We start from the raw sequence: 18,200 nt of genomic DNA, 5'->3' as shown, positions 1-18,200 counted from the left end.
TCACCGCAGGCTGGCGTTGAACTTGTCCAGCGCCGCCGAGCCGGGGCAGAGCGTGTCGGCTTCCAGCGTGTTGAGCGGCGTTTCGACCGTGTTGAGATGCTCGTGCAGGTCTTCCGCGTCGGGATCGACATAGAGCAGGCCGGTGACGATCTGTCCCTTGGCGGCGTGCTTTTGCAGGAAGGTTTGGGCGCCGAGCCGGTCGTGCGGATCGTAGTCGGCATCGATCTTGCGCAGCGCGATCCTGCTGCCGTCATGCTGCTCGACCATTTGCACGGTGCCGGGTGCGTAATCCACCGCAATCGGATCGCGGCTGACCAGCACATCGAGCCGGTTCACCGCGTCATTGTGCTCGCGGACATAGTCGAAGCTCTTGGTCGAGCCGGCATGGTTGTTGAAGGCGATGCAGGGGCTGATGACGTCGATGAACGACGCGCCCTTGTGGCGGATCGCGGCCGCGATCAGCGGCACGAGCTGGGTCTTGTCGCCGGAGAACGAGCGCGCGACGAAAGTCGCCCCCAACTGCAGCGCGATCGCGACGAGGTCGATGGCGTTGTCGGTGTTGGTGACGCCCTTCTTGGACTTCGAGCCGCGGTCGGCGGTCGCCGAGAACTGGCCCTTGGTCAAACCGTAGACGCCGTTGTTCTCGACGATATAGGTCATGTTGACGCCGCGCCGGATCGAATGCGCGAACTGGCCGAAGCCGATCGAGGCGGAATCGCCGTCGCCGGAGACGCCGAGATAGATCAGGTCGCGATTGGCGAGATTGGCGCCGGTCAGGACGCTGGGCATGCGGCCGTGCACGGAGTTGAAGCCGTGCGAATTGCCGAGAAAATAGTCCGGCGTCTTCGACGAGCAGCCGATACCCGAAATCTTGGCGACCCGGTGCGGCTCGATCGAAAGCTCATAGCAGGCCTCGATGATGGAGGCCGTGATCGAGTCATGGCCACAGCCGGCGCACAGCGTCGAGATCTTGCCCTCGTAATCGCGATGGGTGTAGCCGAGCTCGTTCTTCTTCAGCCCGGGATGGTGGAATTTCGGCTTTGCAATGTAGGTCATGACACGGCCTTGCGGAGCGGGGTCACCTTGATGTGATCCTGGTGGTCGCCAATGGCTTTTGCGATGAAGCGGGCGGTGATCGGCGAGCCGTCGTAATGCACGATCGGCACCAGCCGCACCGGGTCGATGCCGTTTTCGTTGACGATGAGCTGGCGCAGCTGGCTGTCGCGATTCTGCTCGACTACATAGACGAAATCGTGCTCGGCGAGGAAGCTCGCCACGCTGGAGTGGAACGGGAAGGCGCGGATGCGCAGGCGGTCGAGCTGATGCCCGCGCGCTTCAAGCAATCCGATCGCCTCGTCCATCGCCGGCGTGGTCGAGCCGAAATAGATCACGCCGTATTTGGTTGGCCGTTCCGCATTGGCCTGGAGCGGCCGCGGCACCAGATCCTGCGCGGTCTCGAACTTGCGCATCAGGCGCTGCATGTTGTCGGCGTAGACCGAGCCTTCTTCGGAGTAACGCGCATAGCGGTCACGCGACGTGCCACGGGTAAAATAGGAGCCCTTGGTCGGATGCGTGCCGGGATAGGTTCGGTAGGGGATGCCGTCGCCGTCGACGTCGAGATAGCGGCCGAAATCGCGGCCTTCGTCCAGCATCTCCGCGGTCATCACCTTGCCGCGGTCATATTGCTTGGCGTCGTCCCATTTCAGCGGACGGCAGAGCCGGTGGTTCATGCCGATGTCGAGGTCGAGCATCAGGAAGATGGTGGTCTGGAGCCGCTCGGCGAGATCGAAAGCCGCGGCCGCGAACTCGAACGCTTCGGCGGGATCCTCCGGGAACAGCAGCACATGCTTGGTGTCGCCATGTGAAGCATAGGCGCAGGCGATGATGTCGCATTGCTGGGTACGGGTCGGCATGCCGGTCGAGGGACCGGCGCGCTGGATGTTCATGATCACGGCCGGGATTTCGGCGAAATATGACAGGCCGATGAACTCGGTCATCAGCGAGATGCCGGGGCCGGAGGTCGCGGTGAAGGCGCGCGCGCCGTTCCAGGAGGCGCCGATCACGATTCCGATCGAGGCGAGCTCGTCCTCGCCCTGCACGATGGCGTATTTCGCCTTGCCGGTTTCCGGGTCGTGCCGGTACTTCTTGCAGTGCGCGGTGAAGGCCTCGGCCACGGACGAAGACGGCGTGATCGGATACCACGCGCACACCGTGGCGCCGCCATAGACGGCGCCGAGCGCGGCGGCGCTGTTGCCTTCGATGAAGATGCGGTCGCCGACCTTGTCGGACTTCTTCACCCGCAGCCCGGTCGGGCATTTCAGGTTTTGCAGTGCCCAGTCGCGGCCGAGATGCAGCGCGTGGACGTTGGACGAGAGCAGCTTCTCCTTGCCCTTGTACTGCTCGCCGATCAGCTGCTCGATCAGCTTCGGATCCATGTCGAGCAGCGCCGAGAGCGCCCCGAGATAGATGATGTTCTTGAACAGCTGGCGCTGGCGCGGATCGGTATAGGTCGAGTTGGTGATCGCGGTCAGGGGGACGCCGATCACGGTGATGTCGTCGCGGAATTTGGTCGACGGCATCGGCTTGGTGGAATCATAGAACAGATAGCCGCCGGGCTCGATGCCGGCGACGTCCTTGTCCCAGGTCTGCGGGTTCATGGCGACCATCATGTCGACGCCGCCGCGGGCGCCGAGATGGCCGTCTTCGGTCACCCGCACCTCGTACCAGGTCGGCAGGCCCTGGATGTTGGAGGGGAAGATGTTACGGGGGCTCACCGGAACGCCGTGGCGCAGGATCGCGCGCGCAAACATCTCGTTGGCGCTGGCCGAGCCGGATCCGTTGACGTTGGCGAAGCGGACGACGAAGTCGTTTACGCTGCTGATCGGCTTTTTGTCGGACATGCTGAACCTGCGTGAGTCATCTCGATCAAATATTTCTGCATGTCCCAGGCGCCGGTGGGGCAGCGCTCGGCGCACAGCCCGCAATGCAGGCAGACATCCTCGTCCTTCACCATCACCCGCCCGGTCTTGAGGTCGCTGGAAACATAGAGATCCTGGTCCGGATGCAGCGAGGGTGCTTTCAGGCGCTGACGGAGATCGCCTTCCTCGCCGTTGTCCGTGAAGGTGATGCAATCCATCGGACAGATGTCGACGCAGGCATCGCACTCGATGCAGAGCGAGGTCGAGAACACGGTCTGGACGTCGCAGTTCAGGCAGCGATGAGCTTCGCCCAGCGCCAGCTTGACGTCATAGCCGAGCTCGACCTCGGTGCGGATGTCCTTCAGCGCGATCACCTTGTCGCGATGCGGCACCTTGTAGCGCTTGTCGTTGGAGATGTCGTTGTCATAGCTCCATTCGTGGATGCCCATCTTCTGCGAGGAGATGTACACGTCGGGCAATGGCCGCTCGGTGATGTCCTCGCCCGAGAGCATTTTGTGGATCGACAGCGCGGCGTCATGGCCCTGCGCCACCGCCCAGATGATGTTTTTCGGCCCGAACGCGGCGTCGCCGCCGAAGAACACCTTCGGGTTGGTCGAGACGAAGGTTTGCGGATCGACCTTGGGCATGTGCCATTTATCGAACTCGATGCCGCAGTCCTGCTCGATCCAGGGGAAGGCGTTCTCCTGGCCGACCGCGACCAGCACGTCGTCGCATTCGATGGTCTGGTCCGGCTCGCCCGAGGGCACGAGGTTGCGGCGGCCCTTGGCGTCATATTCGGCCTTCACCTTCTGGAAAGTGATGCCGATGAGCTTGCCGTTGTCGTGGACGAAGGCTGTGGGCACGAGGAAGTTGAGGATCGGGATGTCCTCGTGGAGCGCATCTTCCTTCTCCCAGGGCGAGGCCTTCATTTCCTCGAAGCCGGAGCGTACGACGACCTTCACCTCTTCGCCGCCGAGGCGACGCGCAGTGCGGCAGCAATCCATCGCGGTGTTGCCGCCGCCGAGCACGATGACGCGCTTGCCGATCTTGTCGGTATGACCGAACGAGACCGAGGACAGCCAGTCGATGCCGATATGGACGTTGGCGGCTGCTTCCTTGCGTCCGGGGATGTCGAGCTCGCGGCCGCGCGGTGCGCCGGAGCCGACGAAGATTGCGTCGTACTTCTCCGCGAGCAGCGCCTTCATGCTCTCGATGCGATGGCCGCCCTTGAAGTCGACGCCGAGACCCAGGATGTAGCCGGTCTCCTCGTCGATGACCGAATCCGGCAGGCGGAATTTCGGGATCTGCGAGCGCATCATGCCGCCGGCTTGGGCATCGGCGTCGAACACGGTGCAGTGATAGCCGAGCGGCGCGAGATCGCGGGCGACCGTCAGCGAAGCGGGACCACCCCCCACGAAGGCAACGCGCTTGCCGTTCTTGGCCGAGGGGCGCGGCAAGCGCTGCGTGATGTCGTCCTTGAAGTCGGCGGCGACGCGCTTCAGGCGGCAGATCGCGACCGGCGTCTCCTCGACGCGTCCGCGGCGGCACGCCGGCTCGCATGGACGATCGCAGGTCCGTCCCAGAATTCCGGGAAACACGTTCGATTTCCAATTGATCATATAGGCGTCGCTGTAGCGGCCTTGGGCGATCAGTCGGATGTATTCGGGAACGGGAGTGTGCGCAGGACAGGCCCATTGGCAATCGACCACTTTGTGAAAGTAGTCGGGGGCCGCAATATCGGTCGGTTTCATTCCTACCCTGTCCGCGCAGGCTCAAAGACCCCGCGGCCTTTTCTTGAGCTTGCGAACGCTAACGCGCGGCGATCTGGTTTCTGAATGACGTCATTAGGTTAGCTTATTAGAACCGCTCCGAAGTACAACGGCAAATTTCGCGCTTCCCCTCTTTCATGGGAGCTACGCGCGCACAGCATTAACGGCCGTGCGCAGTATGTGGCGGTGCAGCATGTTGCGATGCGTCCGATGGCTTAGTTGCGCGCGATGTCGCTCTTCGCGAGGTCCCACATCAGGCAGTAGGAGCCGACCGACACGGGAAGCGGGAATGGCGAGGCGGCAGGGCCGGTGAAGCGCTCGGCGATCACGGACGAGACCGCGCCGACATGCGTGCCGTCGATCAGCACGAACCAGTCGCGCGCGCCTTCGTTGCGCACCGCCGGAATATCCGCGGTCGCGCCTGATAGTTCCGGCTCGCTTTCGAGCAGATGCATGGAGATGATGCCGTCGTGTTTTTCCGGCGCCAGCCGTTCTTGCAGTGCGTCACGCCACGCGACTGCATTGTCCGGCGTCGGCCGCAGCCGCACGAGGCCGAGCGCCGCGCCGCGTCCGGTACCGTTGCTGATCGTGATGCGGGCGACCACGCGGAGCATGTCCTTGAAATGCGCCATGCTCCGCCGCGACCATTCGGTCTGATTGGCGAGCCTCGCCCGGTAGGCGGGACTGTCGAGCACGTCGAGCGTCGCGGTTGAATACAGCGAGAGATATTTGGGATTGGCGGCGTGCGCGACATAGCGCCGCGCTTCGAGAAAGCCCTCGATCGCAACGCGCTCTTCCAGATGCTCGCGATCGTACCAGCGGTTGAAATCGGGTTCATTTGGAACGTCGATATTCATCGACGTGAGCAACATGCCCTTCCCGGCGAGTGGCATTTTCTTGTCCCGCTATCGCGAAATCTTCGAAGCGATATCTGCGATCGACTTCATGACCGCGTCCCGCACGCCGGTATCATAGAGCGAATGGCCGGCTTCTTCCACGATGCGAATCTCGGAACCCGGCCACACTTTCGCGAGCGCCTGCGATGTCTCGGGAGGGCACAACAGATCGTAGCGGCCCTGGACGATGATGCCGGGAATGCCGTCGAGCTTGCCGCCGTTCCGCAACAACTCGTTCTCCGTCATGAAGCTGTCTTGGACGAAATAATGCGCCTCCATGAACGGCGTCGCCGGCAATGTGCGCCACACGTTCAGCGACGCCAGATCCAGCCGTGTCTTTGCCGCCTTGTGCTCCGACAAGGCGCGTTCGGTATCGTGCCAGGCGCGCGAGGCCGGGCCATGCACCGCCGGATCGGGATCGAGGATGCGGCGATAGTAGGCTTCCACCGGTTGCGCGCGCTCCTCGACCGGCAGCACGCTCAGAAAATCGTCGTAGAGCGCGGGGTAGAATTGCGACAGGCGCGAGGTGAAGGCGATCTCGACTTCAGCACGCGTGCCGAGAAAGGTCGCGCGCAGCGCAATTCCGGAGACGCGCTCGGGATGCGCCTGCGCATAAGCCAGCGCCAGCGTCGCGCCCCAGGAGCCGCCGACCACCATCCAGCGCGCGACGCCGAATTTCTCGCGGATCTTTTCCATGTCCGCGATCAGATGCTGTATGGTGTTGTGCTGGCGCGATCCCTTCGGCCGGCTGCGACCGCAGCCGCGCTGGTCGAACAGCACGGCATGGAAACGGTCGGGATCAAACAGGCGGCGGTGGTCGGGCTGGCAGCCGCTGCCGGGGCCGCCATGCAGATAGACCGCGGGGATGCCGTCGGTGCGGCCGACGCTCTCGACATAGAGTTCGTGGCCGTCGCCGACGTCGAGCATTTCGGAGGTCAGCGGTGCAAAGGGATCGGCGCGCTTGACTGAGCTGGCCGCGTCGGCGTCAGGCACCATTCTCGGATTCCAGGGTGCCGCCGGCGAAATTGCGATAGAGGAAGCGGTTGGTTTCGCCCTCAGCCTCGCGCTCGGCCTGCTTGAAGATGGTCTCGTGCAGCGGCGACAGCGCGCAGGCGGGATCGGTGTTGGCGGCGTCGCCGGTCAGCGCAAAGGCCTGGCAGCGGCAGCCGCCGAAATCGATCTCCCGGAATTCGCAACTCTTGCACGGCTCCTTCATCCAGCCGGTGCCGCGGTAGCGGTTGAAGGCGTCCGAGTTCTGCCAGATCCAGGCGATCGAATGGTTGGAGCGCACGGATTCGAAGTCGAGCCCGGTGATGCTCTCGGCGGCGTGGCAGGGCAGCACCTTGCCGGCCGGCGAAATGTTGAAGAACTGCCGACCCCAGCCGCCCATGCACTTCTTCGGCCGCAGCGCGTAATAATCGGGCACGACATAGTCGATCGTGAGCCGGCCCTTCAGCCGCTCGCGCGCCTCCTCGACGATGCGGGTGCACTCGTCGAGCTGCGCCACCGTCGGCATCAGCGCGGCGCGGTTCTTTAGCGCCCAGCCGTAATATTGGACATTGGCGACCTCGAGCCGGTCGGCGTCGAGGTCCACCGACATCTGGATGATATCAGACAGCTGGTGCAGGTTTTGCCGATGCATCACCGCATTCACGGTGAGCGGCAAATCGAGCTCGCGCGTCCATTTTGCGACTTCGAGCTTCTTGCGGTGCCCGTTTTTGTAGCCGCCGACGCGGTCGGCGAGGGCTTCTTCAACGCCCTGAAAACTGATCTGGACGTGGCAGAGCCCGGCATCGGCAAGTTCGCTCAGCCGCTCGCGCGTCAGCAGCACCGCCGAGGTGATGAGGTTGGTGTAGAGCCCGACGTCGCTCGCATGCTTGACCAGTTCGACCAGGTCTTTGCGCGCCGTCGGCTCGCCGCCGGAGAAATGCACCTGCAGCACGCCGATCTCGGCGAGCTCGCTCAATACCTTCTTCCATTCCTCGGTGGTCAGCTCCTTGCCCGAGCGGTCGAGCTCGACCGGGTTGGAGCAGTAGGGACATTGCAGCGGGCAGCGATGGGTGATCTCGAGCAGCACGGCGAGCGGAATGCCGAATGTCTCTGCCGTCGAGCGGCTCTTCTCCAGCACCGCGAGGCTGTCGCTGGCGTCGGGCGGGATGGTGGGATTGCCGAGCACATCGCTCATGACGTCTTCTCCCGGGCCTCCGTGAGAAAGCCCTTGTCGGCGAGATCCTGCAGCATGACAATGACGTCGGCCAGGATCGCCTCGCGCGGCGCGGCGTATTTTGCCGCGAGTTGGTCGGACATTTCGCCGACATTGCGCTCGCCGTCGCAGAGCTGCAAGACCTCGACCGCGATCTCGTCCGGCGCCAGCACGCGTTCGGGCGCCAGGATCACCCAGACTTTTCGCGTCTCGTCATATTTCAGCTTGGCGTGCCGCGGCAGAACCGGCCGGCTGGTCTCGCTGACGCTGATGTGACGCGGCTCGGCCATCGCTCGTTCCTTAGCTCGCCTTTTGGTGTTCTTGGGGCACGAACGCGCCCGGCGGAATGTGGCCCTCGACATAGGCGTGCTGGAGTGCGTCGAGCTGCACCCATAGCACGTTGGTCTTGAAGATCAGCGCATTGCAGACGGACGCGCGTTGCTCGGGCGTGGTGGCATGCGCCTTGACATAGTCGAGCGCAAACCCGGCGTCGCGCGGCGCCTGCGCCAACCGGCGGTTGAAGTAGCTCATGATATCAGGATTGACGAAGTCGTAGTGCTCCAGCATCCCGGAGATGCGCTCTTCGTGCAGGTTCGGCGCGAACAATTCGGTGAGCGAGGACGCGATCGCCTCCAGCGGCGACTTCTCGCGGCAATAGTGCACATAGGCTTCCACCGCAAAGCGCGTCGCCGGCAGGATGCCTTCGGTCGATTCCACGTAAGCTGTGTCCAACCCGAGGCCTTCGGTCAGCTTCAGCCAGCGCTCGATACCGCCTTCGGAGCCGATGTCGCCGTCATGATCCTCGATGCGGTGGCGCCATTCCAGCCGCGTGGCGCGGTCGCGGAAGCGCGAGATCACCACCGCGTCCTTGATCGGGATGGTGCTCTGGTAATAGTAGCGGTTCAGCGCCCAGGCCTGCACCTGGCCCTTGTTGAGCTTGCCGCCATGCAGCAGTCTATGGAACGGATGCAGGCTGTGATAGCGCGTCGCACCGATGTGACGCAGCGCCGCCTCCAGCTCCTCGGCGCTAGTGAGCCTGATGTCCTTGCCGATCGAGAGCGCGGTCATTCCAGTCAGTGACGCGGCATTCACAGCACGATCTCCGTTCCGTCCGCGGGTATCTGCCAGCCCGCCGCTTCAGCGGCCTTGCGCTCCGGGGAAGCGGGCAGCAGCGCCGGATTCGAATTATTGATATGCAGAAATATCTTCCTGTCGAGTGTGAGGTCGGCGAGCCGCGCGATGGCGCCGTGGTCGCCGGACATCGCGACGTGGCCCATGCTTTTGCCGGTCTTGTGGCTAAGCCCGGCCTTGATCATCTCGTCGTCCTGCCACACCGTGCCGTCGAAGAACACCAGCGCAGCGCCGTCGATCTCGGCCTTGAGCGCGTCGGTGACCTCGGCGCAGGCGGCGATGAAGTAGAAGCATTTGCCGGTTGCTTTGTCGGTGATCTTCAGCCCCAGCGTATCGCCTTCGCCGCTGTCGCCGCCCGGATGCGTCTTGCCTTCCAGGTACCAGGCCGATTTGCCCGAGACCGCGAAGGGCAGCACCTCAAGTCCTGAGCGCGCCCCGTCCGGCAGCCGCGGCTCGAACGGCTCATTGATGTCGACCGGCAGGCGCTGCACGTTTTTCTCGTTCAGCACATTGAAGATGCTGTTCGCCTTCAGGATCGCCAGCACCTTCTCGTGCGCATAGACCGTGAAGGGCGAACCCTCGCGCATCGACAGCAGGCCGGCCACTGCGTCCACCTCGCTGTTGGTCAGGATCACGCCTGCGATCGGCGTATGGCGCAGCGCGCCTGCCTTCGGATGCAGCTGTGGCGTCGCATTCAATTGCTGGCGGAGGTCGGGGGAGGCGTTGATCAAGAACCAGTGCTCGCCGTCGCCGCTGAAGGCGACCGAGGCTTGGGTCCGTTGCAGCTCTTGGCCGTTATCACGGGCCGTCCGGCAGCCCTCGCAGCCGCAATTCCATTGCGGCACTCCGCCGCCGGCTGCGGCGCCCAGGACGACGACGCGAAGCATGATCCGTCTCCTGGAGGCAATGTCGCGAGGTGGACCTCACGCAAACACAAATCCTGTCTTCCGGACATGCATCGTGACCGAAAGATCCACCTGCGCAGAACGCGAACTCACCAACCGCTTACTTGCGGGTGGCGCTCACATACATGTTGATTTCCATGCCACAGGGCACTTCGACGATCTTCGGGGCTTTCCAGGCCATTTTCGGCTCTCCATTTTCGAGAATTCGGACGTATCCGCCCAATCCTTAAGTTAGTGCGGGTGGAAAAGTTCGCCAGTGAAATTTTCCCGAGAAAGCCATGTTGCGGCGCAAAAAATGCTGCCGGAACGATACTTGCTGGTGATGCTGCCTTGCGCCCGGCGCATTCGGTCGCGAACCCTCTCCTGATAAAGCGGTTGTGAGTGCAGTGCAGCTTTCAATCCGGTACAGGCGACCCAACTGGAACTTCGTGATGCCCAGATATTTCTTCAACACCCGTATCGGCGACGAACTGATCGTGGATCCTGAGGGAGAGGATTTGCGCAATCCCGATCGCGCCTGGGAGGTTGCCCGCCAGATGATTCTGGAGGTGCTGAGATCGGAAGGCACCCAGCCGGCCCTGCTTGAGGCCGTCATCGAGGTCACCGACCGGGAAGGCGAGATCGTGCTCGAATTCCCCTTCACCGAGGCACTCCTGGACATTCCGGACCAGTCCGCCACCCGGCATTAAGGCTTGCTCTCGCCACCGTCGCAATGGCGGAGGAATCCCTGCGAAATCCGCATGGCTTTGCCGCGTTCCCGGGGCTAAAAGACGCCGGTTACACGGAGCAAGTCATGCAAGACCTCTGGCGCCTGTCGGCGGCCGACCTCGCCGATCTCGTCAAAACCAAAAAGGTCTCCGCCAGGGAGGCCGCGCAGGCCGGCCTCGGCCGGCTCGACGCGGTCAATCCGAGCCTCAACGCCGTGATCGACCACCGGCCCGAGGACGTGCTCAAGCAGGCCGACGCCGTCGATGCCGCCATCGCCAGAGGCGAGGACCCCGGCGTGCTGGCCGGAGTGCCCGTCACCATCAAGGCCAATGTCGACCAGGAGGGCTTTGCCACCACCAACGGCCTCAAACTCCAGCGCGACCTGATCGCGCGCGAGGACAATCCGGTGGTCGCCAATTTCCGCAAAGCCGGCGCCGTTCTGCTTGGGCGCACCAATTGCCCGGCCTTTTCCTATCGCTGGTTCACCACCAACCTGGTCCACGGCGACACCAAGAACCCCCGCGACGCCTCGCTGACGCCGGGCGGCTCGTCCGGCGGCGCGGGCTCGGCGGTCGCGGCCGGCATCGGCCATATCGCCCATGGCACCGACATTGCCGGCTCGATCCGCTATCCCGCCTATGCCTGCGGCGTGCATGGCTTGCGCCCGACCTTGGGCCGCATCCCGGCCTTCAATCCGGCCCTGCCGGAGCGCCCGATCGGGCCGCAGATCATGGCGGTGTCGGGGCCGCTGGCGCGCACCGTCAACGACATCAGGATTTCGCTCGCGGCCATGTCGGCCCGCGACATCCGCGATCCCTGGTTTGTGCCGGTGCCGCTGGAAGGCCCCGCGCGGCCGAAGCGCGCCGCGCTCTGTCTCGACCCGGACGGCCTGGCCAGCGCGCCCGAGGTGAAGGCCGCCGTCATCGACGCCGGCAAGCGGCTCGAACGGGCCGGCTGGACCGTCGAGACAATCGAGAACACCCCGCCGATGCGCGAAGCGGTCGAGTGGCAGATCAAGCTCTGGCTCGGCGACGGCTATGAGGCGCAGCTCGAGATGGCCGAGCGTGAAGGCGATCCCGGCGCGCTGGCGTGCCTGCGTGGCAACCGTGCCAGGGTCACGCCGATGGACCAGGCCAATTACGCCAAGGCATTGACCCGCCGCGCCACGCTGACCCGCGACTGGATGCTGTTCTTCGAGACCTATGCCGTGCTGCTGACGCCGGTCTCCGGCGAACTGCCGTTCCCCGATCATCTCGACCGCAAGGACGACTCTTCCTTCAAACGCGTCTGGGAAGCGCAGTTGCCGCAGATCGCCATTCCCTTCATGGGCCTGCCGGGCCTCGTGGTCTCCACGGGCCTCGTCGGCAAGGCGCCGGTCGGCGTGCACATCGTGTCGGGCCGCTATCGCGAGGATCTCTGCCTGCTCGCAGGCGAGGCGATCGAGGCGGGCGGCGTGCCGCCGTCGCCGATCGATCCCGTAGGTTAGCGATGTCCGCGATCTACGACTTCAAGGCCAACTCGCTTCTCGGCGAAGAAGTGCCGATGCGCAGCTTCGAGGGGCAGGTGCTGCTGATCGTCAACACCGCGAGCAAATGCGGCTTCACGCCGCAATATCGCGGGCTGGAGGATCTGCATCGCGACCTGTCCCCGCGCGGCTTCTCGGTGCTCGGCTTTCCCTGCAACCAGTTCGGTGCGCAGGAGCCAGGGCAGGCGAGCGAGATCCAGGCGTTCTGCTCGACCAATTACGACGTCACCTTTCCCCTGTTCGAGAAGATCGACGTCAACGGCAGCAATGCCCATCCGTTGTATGAGTACCTGAAACGCCAGCAATCCGGCCTGCTGGGCGCCTCCATCAAATGGAATTTCACGAAATTCCTGGTGGACCGCGCCGGCAAGGTGGTTTCGCGCTATGCGCCGACCGCGCGGCCCGAAGGATTGCGGCAGCAAATCGAGACCCTGTTATGAGCGAGACAATCATGAGCGACGAATTTCCGGACCGCCTCTCGGTCGATCCGAACAGCCCCTTTTACAATGCGGACATCCTGGCGCGCGACGTCGGCATCCGCTTCAAGGGTGTCGAGAAGACCAATGTCGAGGAATACTGCATCAGCGAAGGCTGGGTCCGCGTCACCGCAGGCAACGCCAAGGACCGCCACGGCAACCCGCTGACCATCAAGGTGCACGGCCCGGTCGAGCCGTATTTCAGGGATAAGAAGTAGTTTTGGAATGCGAAGCGTGCTTGGGGCACGCCGTCATGCCCGGGCTTGTCCCGGGCATCCACGTTCTTCGAGCGGCTAAGACGTGGATGGCCGGGACAAGCCCGGCCATGACGAGAGGAGGGAGCCCGCAGAAAGCCAAACCCCATGTCCGTCCGCATCGTCGACGTCCGCGAGATCACGAAGCCGATCTCTTCGCCGATCCGCAACGCCTATATCGATTTCACCAAGATGACGACGAGCCTCGTGGCCGTCGTCACCGACGTCGTTCGCGACGGCAAGCGCGTCGTCGGCTACGGCTTCAACTCCAACGGCCGCTACGGGCAGGGCGGCCTGATCCGCGAGCGTTTTGCCTCGCGCATCCTGGAGGCCGATCCGAAATCGCTGCTGAACGCGGCCGGCGACAATCTCGACCCCGACAAGGTCTGGGCCGCGATGATGACCAACGAGAAGCCGGGCGGTCACGGCGAGCGCTCGGTCGCGGTCGGCACCATCGACATGGCGGTGTGGGATGCGGTCGCGAAGATTGCGGGCCAGCCGCTGTTTCGCCTGCTGGCTGAGCGTCACGGCGTCAAAGCCAATCCGCGCGTGTTCGTCTACGCTGCCGGCGGCTACTACTATCCCGGCAAGGACCTCTCGATGCTGCGCGGCGAGATGCGAGGCTATCTCGATCGCGGCTACAACGTCGTGAAGATGAAGATCGGCGGTGCTGATATCGAGGACGACCGCACCCGCATCGAAGCGGTGCTGAAGGAAATCGGCAAGGACGCGCAGCTCGCCGTCGACGCCAACGGCCGCTTCGATCTCGAGACCGGCATCGCCTATGCCAAGATGCTGCGGGATTATCCCTTGTTCTGGTACGAAGAAGTCGGCGATCCCCTGGATTACGCGCTGCAGGCAGCCCTCGCCGAATTCTATCCGGGCCCGATGGCAACAGGCGAAAACCTGTTCAGCCACCAGGATGCCCGCAATTTGATTCGCTACGGCGGCATGCGCCCCGACCGCGACTGGCTGCAATTCGATTGCGCGCTGTCCTACGGCCTGTGCGAATACCAGCGCACGCTGGAGGTGCTGAAAACTCATGGCTGGTCGCCGAGCCGCTGCATCCCCCACGGCGGCCACCAGATGTCGCTCAACATCGCAGCCGGCTTAGGCCTTGGCGGCAACGAGAGCTACCCCGACCTGTTCCAGCCCTATGGTGGCTTCCCCGACGGCGTCCGCGTCGAGAACGGCCACATCACCATGCCGGAGCTGTCAGGCATCGGCTTCGAAGGCAAGTCGGATCTCTACAAGGAGATGAAGGCGCTGGCGGAGTAGGGGGCGCGACGGCCACGCCATGCTTTCCGCTGTCATGCCCCGGCTTGACCGGGGCATCCAGTACGCCGTGGCGAATGTGGCGAGAGCGAGCGCTTCAACGGAGGCCTCTGGAATACTGGATCGCCCGGTCAAGCCGGGCGATGACACCGAGATTGTGGACGAACCAACGCAATCAGCCGAGGTCGTCCCTTACGACAGTCGCATATCCAACAGCCGCCGCCCTTCGCCCTTCAAGAGCTTCTTCACCGCGCTCGAGGCCACGACTTCGCCGTCATTGGCGTAGGCTTCGTGGTTCTTCTCGATGTCGTCGAGGCGGTAGAGGTAGTTGACCATCACGCCGGCGGACTCGCGCACGCCCTTCGGCGAGAGATCGCCTAACCAATTGATGCGCTCGAGGCGGGCGCCATTGCCGAGATGGAAGCGCGCGACGGAGTCGATCAGCTTGCCTTTGGGTGTGCGCGCCTTCAGGAAATAGTGCGCCGCGAGCGGTTCGATCACGCCACGTAGCAGTGTCGTTGTCTCGGGGTTCTCGAACCATTTGGGATCGTCGAGGCGCTTCAGGATCTCGCGGTCCTCGTCCGACAGCGGCAAATCCTTGTCCTGCTTCACCCATGGCATGAAGCCCGGCACCGGCGACAGCGTCACGAAATTGTCGAGCTTGGGCAATTCGCGGCGCAGCTCCTCCACCACCTGCTTGATCAGGAAGCTGCCGAAGGAGATGCCGCCCAGACCGCGCTGGGTGTTGGAGATCGAGTAGAACACGGCGGTACGGGCGCGCTCGATCGGGACGGATGGGCGATCGACCGCGAGCAGCGGCGCGATCGCGCCGGGGATCGTCTCGGTCAACGCGACCTCGACGAAGATCAGGGGCTCGTCCACCATCGCGGGATGGAAGAAGGCGTAGCAGCGGCGGTCGACCGGATCGATGCGGCGGCGCAGATCGTCCCAGTCGCTGATCTCGTGCACGGCCTCATAACGGATGATCTTTTCGAGGATGTTGGCCGGGGTCGACCAGTCGATCCTGCGCAGCACGAGAAACCCCCTGTTGAACCATGACGAGAGAAGATGCGAAACGTCGCGATCGAGTGCGGCGAGATCGGCGTGCCTGTTCATCATGTCGAGCAGGTCGGCGCGCATCTTGACGAGATCGCCGGTGCCGCCGGGTGCGCGGTTGAGGCGGCGGATCAGCTCCTGCCGGCGCGGCTCGGAGGCGAAGTGCAGGGCGCTGGCATCCTCGTCGGCCGGCTTGGCGCGCCATGTCTCGATCGCCTTGGACAGGCGTTCCCGATCCGGGCCGAAATCGCGCACCAGGGCTTCGAAAAAGGCGCGACGTCCCGCCGCATCCAGGTCCTGGTAGATGTCGAGCACCTCACGCGCCATGGCGGTGCCGGAAGCTTCACCCCGGCCCGACAGCAGCGCGCCACAGAGCTCGATCAGCCCATCGGCGTCCGGCTTGGTGTCGGCAGAATCCCCGCGGCGAAGCAGCGTGCGGCCGCGCTCGGAGATGGTAGTAAGTAAGTCGGAGAAGAAGGCGTTGGCCATCGGGGCTTTCGTGTCGGGTTTGTGCGGTGCGGGAATCTTACACGGGATTTGGGCGGAATCCGATCACAATCAAGCGGGGGATTTTGGCAAGTTTAGCGGGGCTATGCGCCCCAAGTGAGTTGTCATGCCCCGGCTTGACCGGGGCATCCAGTACGCCGCAGCTTTTCGCTTCTAGCCGCGCCGTCTCGGAGTACTGGATCGCCCGGTCAAGCCGGGCGATGACACCGAGTGTGTGGCAAACTCCGTCGGCGTCCGTCCCGTCACCTGACGGAACGCGGCCGAAAACGCCGGTACGCTGGCATAGCCGAGCTGGGTCGCGAGCTGCTTCACGGACACATTGGCATCGGTGGACAGCCGCTGGATCGCCGCCGCAATCCTCGCACGCTGGCACCAGCTCTTGAAGCTCAGCTGCGTCTCTGTCGAAAACAGCCGCGACAGTGTGCGCGCGGAGGTTCCGACCTCGCGCGCCAGCGCGTCGATGTCGTGCAGGCCGGTGGGATCGTCGAGCACGATCATGGCCGCGCGCCGGCAGCGCGGCTCGTGTGGCAGCGGCACGAAGGTCGCGGAATCCTCGGCCCGGACCAGTTCCAGCATCACTAGCCGAACCAGCAGATCGGTCCGCTCCTCGGTATTTTGCGCGTCGAACAGCGCGAGGATCGCCTGGTTCAGCAGCGGCGACACCCGCACCACGAATTCCTTGGTCAGTCCCTCATGGCGCTGCGCGCGCTTCAGCCAGGCCAAGTCGAAATACAGCGTCCGCATCTCGATGTCGGCGAGCAGATCGATGGCGTGCTGGAGCCCGGCGGGGACCCAGACCGCGCGGTCCGGCGGCACCAGCCAGCGCCCTCCGGGCGTCGTCACCTGCATGGTGCCCCTGGCGGCATAGATCAGCTGTGCCTCGCGGTGCATATGCGGATCGATCCGCATGCCCTTGGGATAGTCGCGTGCGACCAGATGCACGCCCGCGGGCGAGCGATGATTGCTCCGGACCGCCCGGAGGATTGGCGTCTCGACGACAGTCATTGGCAGCATCCCGTCATGCCCAAGACATATAACTCATTTCGGAGCAGGAGAGGATTCCCATGAACAGCCCCAGCCGGGTGATCAGTTTCGTCAACGCGGGCCATTTCATCGACCATTACGCGATGCTGATTTTCGCCGCCGCGGTGATCATCATGGGACCGGCGCTCGGCATGGCCTATTCGGAACTCCTGCCTTACGCGACGCCGGGCTTCGTCGCCTTCGGCGCGGGCTCGCTGCTCACCGGCTGGCTCGGCGACCGCTGGAGCCGTCGCCACATGATGCTGATCTTCTTCGTCGGCATCGGCGCCTCCATGATCTCGGTTGGCTTCGTGCAGACCCCGGCCCAACTCGGCGCGGCGCTGTTCGCGATCGGCATTTTTGCCTCGATCTATCATCCCGTCGGCACTGCCATGATCGTCTCCTACGCTGACAGGCTCGGCCGCGAGATGGGCATCAACGGCGTCTGGGGCAATCTCGGCGTCGCTTCGTCGGCGCTGGTCACCGGCGTGATCGGCCAGTATCTCGGCTGGCGCTTCGCCTTCATCGTCCCCGGCATCGTCACCATCCTGATCGGCATCGCGTTCGCGACGATGGTCGTTCACGAGGACCGCAAGGGCTCGAAGCAGGCGGCAGCGCAGGCGCGGGTCGCCAAGCAGGACATGTGGCGCGTGATCCTGTCGCTGCTGATCGTGGTGATCGCGATCTCCACGACGTTCAACGCCGTCACCGTGGCGCTGCCAAAGCTGTTCGCGGAGCGGCTTGCCGATCTCACCAAAAGCCCGGCGCTGCTCGGCGTCATCGCGGCCTGCGTCTACGTGTTCGGCGCGATGACGCAGTATACGATCGGCCGGCTGCTCGACCGCTATTCGCTGAAGACAGTGGCGCTGCCGCTGTCCTTCATGCTGGCGCCGTTCCTGTATCTCGCCGCGAGCCTGTCCAATCTGCCGCTGATCCTGGTCTCGATCGGCATCGTCATGGGCGCGTTCGGACAGGTCACGGTCAACGACGCCATGGTCGGCAAATACACCAGCGAGGAATGGCGCTCGCGCGCCTATGCCGTGCGCTATTTCATCGGCTTCACCGCGGCCGGCGCCTCGGTCGGCCTGGTCGCCTGGCTCTACGAGCAGGGCGGCTTCGTCACCATGCTGCATGCCTTCGCCGCACTCTGCCTGCTCGCGATCGCAGCCGCGATCATTCTCCCGCGCGAGATCAGGACACCGCAGGCGGTGTGAGGGATCGGCGTGAGGCGCGCGCCCGTTTCAATCCCGTCATTGCGAGGAGCGTAGCGACGAAGCAATCCAGAATCTTTCGGCGGACGGATTCTGGATTGCTTCCGCCTTCGCTAAAGGTTCGGCTGTCAAGTCGCCGCGCCCGCAATGACGTGGGAGTGGCGGCGGCTCGCGTAGTCTGCCGATGATGCCATCATGCCAGTGTTTTGCCCGACGGGGCAAGCATTTTCGGCAAAGCGAAATTAGATTTCGGCAAAGACGAAATTTTCTCCAGTCTTTTCAACCTCATCTCTACTGTGCATGGGGTTGTTTTCGCGTTTTTTTGTTGAGGCCCCTTACCCGC

Annotated in this window: 18 protein-coding genes; 6 read left to right on the top strand and 12 right to left on the bottom strand. The window is 63.9% G+C overall.

Translation table 11 applies throughout. The features are described from left to right. From IVB50_RS06345 to pqqA, 10 genes are all read right to left on the bottom strand, one after another. On the bottom strand, positions 1–1,056 hold the full coding sequence (locus IVB50_RS06345; protein WP_085351892.1) for a 2-oxoacid:ferredoxin oxidoreductase subunit beta: 1,056 nt from the start codon (positions 1,054–1,056) through the stop codon (positions 1–3). Then, a complete protein-coding gene (locus tag IVB50_RS06340) occupies positions 1,053–2,900 on the bottom strand; it encodes a 2-oxoacid:acceptor oxidoreductase subunit alpha (protein ID WP_085385335.1) in 1,848 nt (615 codons plus the stop codon). Before IVB50_RS06340 ends, IVB50_RS06345 begins: the two co-directional genes overlap by 4 nt. Continuing rightward, entirely contained in the window at positions 2,870–4,669 is a 1,800-nt protein-coding gene (locus tag IVB50_RS06335) for an FAD-dependent oxidoreductase (RefSeq protein WP_247295015.1), read from the bottom strand. Before IVB50_RS06335 ends, IVB50_RS06340 begins: the two co-directional genes overlap by 31 nt. A 233-nt stretch (positions 4,670–4,902) precedes the next feature. Further along, positions 4,903–5,580, bottom strand: coding sequence for a DUF4286 family protein (locus tag IVB50_RS06330; protein WP_247295012.1), 678 nt, complete (start codon positions 5,578–5,580; stop codon positions 4,903–4,905). Positions 5,581–5,592: 12 nt separating this feature from the next. Beyond that, entirely contained in the window at positions 5,593–6,579 is a 987-nt protein-coding gene (gene pip / locus IVB50_RS06325; RefSeq protein WP_247295009.1) for a prolyl aminopeptidase, read from the bottom strand. Then, positions 6,569–7,768, bottom strand: a complete 1,200-nt coding sequence (gene pqqE / locus IVB50_RS06320) for a pyrroloquinoline quinone biosynthesis protein PqqE (RefSeq protein WP_018454081.1) — start codon at positions 7,766–7,768, stop codon at positions 6,569–6,571. Before pqqE ends, pip begins: the two co-directional genes overlap by 11 nt. Then, a complete protein-coding gene (gene pqqD, locus IVB50_RS06315) occupies positions 7,765–8,076 on the bottom strand; it encodes a pyrroloquinoline quinone biosynthesis peptide chaperone PqqD (protein WP_247295006.1) in 312 nt (103 codons plus the stop codon). The genes pqqE and pqqD overlap by 4 nt, the downstream gene beginning before the upstream one ends. Positions 8,077–8,086: 10 nt before the next feature. Then, a complete protein-coding gene (pqqC, locus tag IVB50_RS06310; RefSeq protein WP_247295004.1) occupies positions 8,087–8,878 on the bottom strand; it encodes a pyrroloquinoline-quinone synthase PqqC in 792 nt (263 codons plus the stop codon). Then, positions 8,875–9,804 (bottom strand): pyrroloquinoline quinone biosynthesis protein PqqB, encoded by a 930-nt coding sequence (gene pqqB, locus IVB50_RS06305; RefSeq protein WP_085361488.1) that lies wholly within the window; start codon positions 9,802–9,804, stop codon positions 8,875–8,877. The genes pqqC and pqqB overlap by 4 nt, the downstream gene beginning before the upstream one ends. Before the next feature lie 118 nt (positions 9,805–9,922). Beyond that, the gene (gene pqqA, locus IVB50_RS06300) at positions 9,923–10,003 is read right to left on the bottom strand and encodes a pyrroloquinoline quinone precursor peptide PqqA (RefSeq protein WP_007595659.1); all 81 of its coding nucleotides are present in this window, start codon (positions 10,001–10,003) and stop codon (positions 9,923–9,925) included. A 250-nt stretch (positions 10,004–10,253) separates the two neighbouring features. Here pqqA and IVB50_RS06295 point away from each other — a divergent pair, with 250 nt between their 5' ends. The 5 genes from IVB50_RS06295 (at position 10,254) to tarD (ending at position 14,063) form a co-directional block, all read left to right on the top strand. Then, the gene (locus tag IVB50_RS06295) at positions 10,254–10,511 is read left to right on the top strand and encodes a hypothetical protein (RefSeq protein WP_007613759.1); all 258 of its coding nucleotides are present in this window, start codon (positions 10,254–10,256) and stop codon (positions 10,509–10,511) included. 104 nt (positions 10,512–10,615) lie between these two features. Beyond that, positions 10,616–12,016, top strand: coding sequence for an amidase family protein (locus IVB50_RS06290; protein WP_085395718.1), 1,401 nt, complete (start codon positions 10,616–10,618; stop codon positions 12,014–12,016). A 2-nt stretch (positions 12,017–12,018) separates the two neighbouring features. Next, positions 12,019–12,495 carry a glutathione peroxidase gene (locus IVB50_RS06285; protein ID WP_018454085.1) on the top strand — a complete coding sequence of 159 codons (477 nt, stop codon included), beginning with the start codon at positions 12,019–12,021 and terminating at the stop codon, positions 12,493–12,495. Further along, complete coding sequence (locus IVB50_RS06280; protein WP_007613756.1) at positions 12,492–12,749, top strand: DUF3297 family protein; 258 nt, start codon at positions 12,492–12,494, stop codon at positions 12,747–12,749. The genes IVB50_RS06285 and IVB50_RS06280 overlap by 4 nt, the downstream gene beginning before the upstream one ends. A 144-nt stretch (positions 12,750–12,893) precedes the next feature. Further along, positions 12,894–14,063 (top strand): D(-)-tartrate dehydratase, encoded by a 1,170-nt coding sequence (gene tarD, locus IVB50_RS06275; RefSeq protein ID WP_085361487.1) that lies wholly within the window; start codon positions 12,894–12,896, stop codon positions 14,061–14,063. 189 nt (positions 14,064–14,252) lie between these two features. Here the strand turns inward: tarD and IVB50_RS06270 are convergent, their stop codons facing one another. Together IVB50_RS06270 and IVB50_RS06265 are read right to left on the bottom strand one after the other, a co-directional pair. Then, positions 14,253–15,605: a malonyl-CoA decarboxylase gene (locus IVB50_RS06270; RefSeq protein WP_085351884.1), complete on the bottom strand. Its 1,353-nt coding sequence runs from the start codon at positions 15,603–15,605 to the stop codon at positions 14,253–14,255. Positions 15,606–15,776: 171 nt separating this feature from the next. Beyond that, positions 15,777–16,628: a helix-turn-helix transcriptional regulator gene (locus IVB50_RS06265; protein ID WP_026232669.1), complete on the bottom strand. Its 852-nt coding sequence runs from the start codon at positions 16,626–16,628 to the stop codon at positions 15,777–15,779. Positions 16,629–16,687: 59 nt separating this feature from the next. Here IVB50_RS06265 and IVB50_RS06260 point away from each other — a divergent pair, with 59 nt between their 5' ends. Beyond that, complete coding sequence (locus IVB50_RS06260; protein WP_018454089.1) at positions 16,688–17,860, top strand: MFS transporter; 1,173 nt, start codon at positions 16,688–16,690, stop codon at positions 17,858–17,860. The last annotated feature ends 340 nt before the right edge of the window (positions 17,861–18,200 follow it).

This window comes from Bradyrhizobium sp. 87 (assembly GCF_023073015.1).
GTDB classification, from domain to species: Bacteria; Pseudomonadota; Alphaproteobacteria; order Rhizobiales; family Xanthobacteraceae; genus Bradyrhizobium; species Bradyrhizobium canariense_D.
The sequence above is the reverse complement of the archived record's forward strand: the minus strand, read 5'-3'. Positions and strand labels throughout refer to the sequence as shown.

Bases quoted from the DNA above. Each gene is read 5' to 3' on its own strand.
- IVB50_RS06265 (WP_026232669.1), bottom strand. From the start codon at position 16,628: ATGACTGTCGTCGAGACGCCAATCCTCCGGGCGGTCCGGAGCAATCAT.
- tarD (WP_085361487.1), top strand. From the start codon at position 12,894: ATGTCCGTCCGCATCGTCGACGTCCGCGAGATCACGAAGCCGATCTCT.
- pqqD (WP_247295006.1), bottom strand. From the start codon at position 8,076: ATGGCCGAGCCGCGTCACATCAGCGTCAGCGAGACCAGCCGGCCGGTT.
- IVB50_RS06280 (WP_007613756.1), top strand. From the start codon at position 12,492: ATGAGCGAGACAATCATGAGCGACGAATTTCCGGACCGCCTCTCGGTC.
- IVB50_RS06335 (WP_247295015.1), bottom strand. From the start codon at position 4,669: ATGAAACCGACCGATATTGCGGCCCCCGACTACTTTCACAAAGTGGTC.
- IVB50_RS06295 (WP_007613759.1), top strand. From the start codon at position 10,254: ATGCCCAGATATTTCTTCAACACCCGTATCGGCGACGAACTGATCGTG.
- pip (WP_247295009.1), bottom strand. From the start codon at position 6,579: ATGGTGCCTGACGCCGACGCGGCCAGCTCAGTCAAGCGCGCCGATCCC.
- pqqA (WP_007595659.1), bottom strand. From the start codon at position 10,003: ATGGCCTGGAAAGCCCCGAAGATCGTCGAAGTGCCCTGTGGCATGGAA.
- IVB50_RS06340 (WP_085385335.1), bottom strand. From the start codon at position 2,900: ATGTCCGACAAAAAGCCGATCAGCAGCGTAAACGACTTCGTCGTCCGC.
- IVB50_RS06345 (WP_085351892.1), bottom strand. From the start codon at position 1,056: ATGACCTACATTGCAAAGCCGAAATTCCACCATCCCGGGCTGAAGAAG.
- pqqE (WP_018454081.1), bottom strand. From the start codon at position 7,768: ATGAGCGATGTGCTCGGCAATCCCACCATCCCGCCCGACGCCAGCGAC.
- IVB50_RS06330 (WP_247295012.1), bottom strand. From the start codon at position 5,580: ATGCCACTCGCCGGGAAGGGCATGTTGCTCACGTCGATGAATATCGAC.
- IVB50_RS06290 (WP_085395718.1), top strand. From the start codon at position 10,616: ATGCAAGACCTCTGGCGCCTGTCGGCGGCCGACCTCGCCGATCTCGTC.
- IVB50_RS06285 (WP_018454085.1), top strand. From the start codon at position 12,019: ATGTCCGCGATCTACGACTTCAAGGCCAACTCGCTTCTCGGCGAAGAA.
- IVB50_RS06270 (WP_085351884.1), bottom strand. From the start codon at position 15,605: ATGGCCAACGCCTTCTTCTCCGACTTACTTACTACCATCTCCGAGCGC.
- IVB50_RS06260 (WP_018454089.1), top strand. From the start codon at position 16,688: ATGAACAGCCCCAGCCGGGTGATCAGTTTCGTCAACGCGGGCCATTTC.
- pqqB (WP_085361488.1), bottom strand. From the start codon at position 9,804: ATGCTTCGCGTCGTCGTCCTGGGCGCCGCAGCCGGCGGCGGAGTGCCG.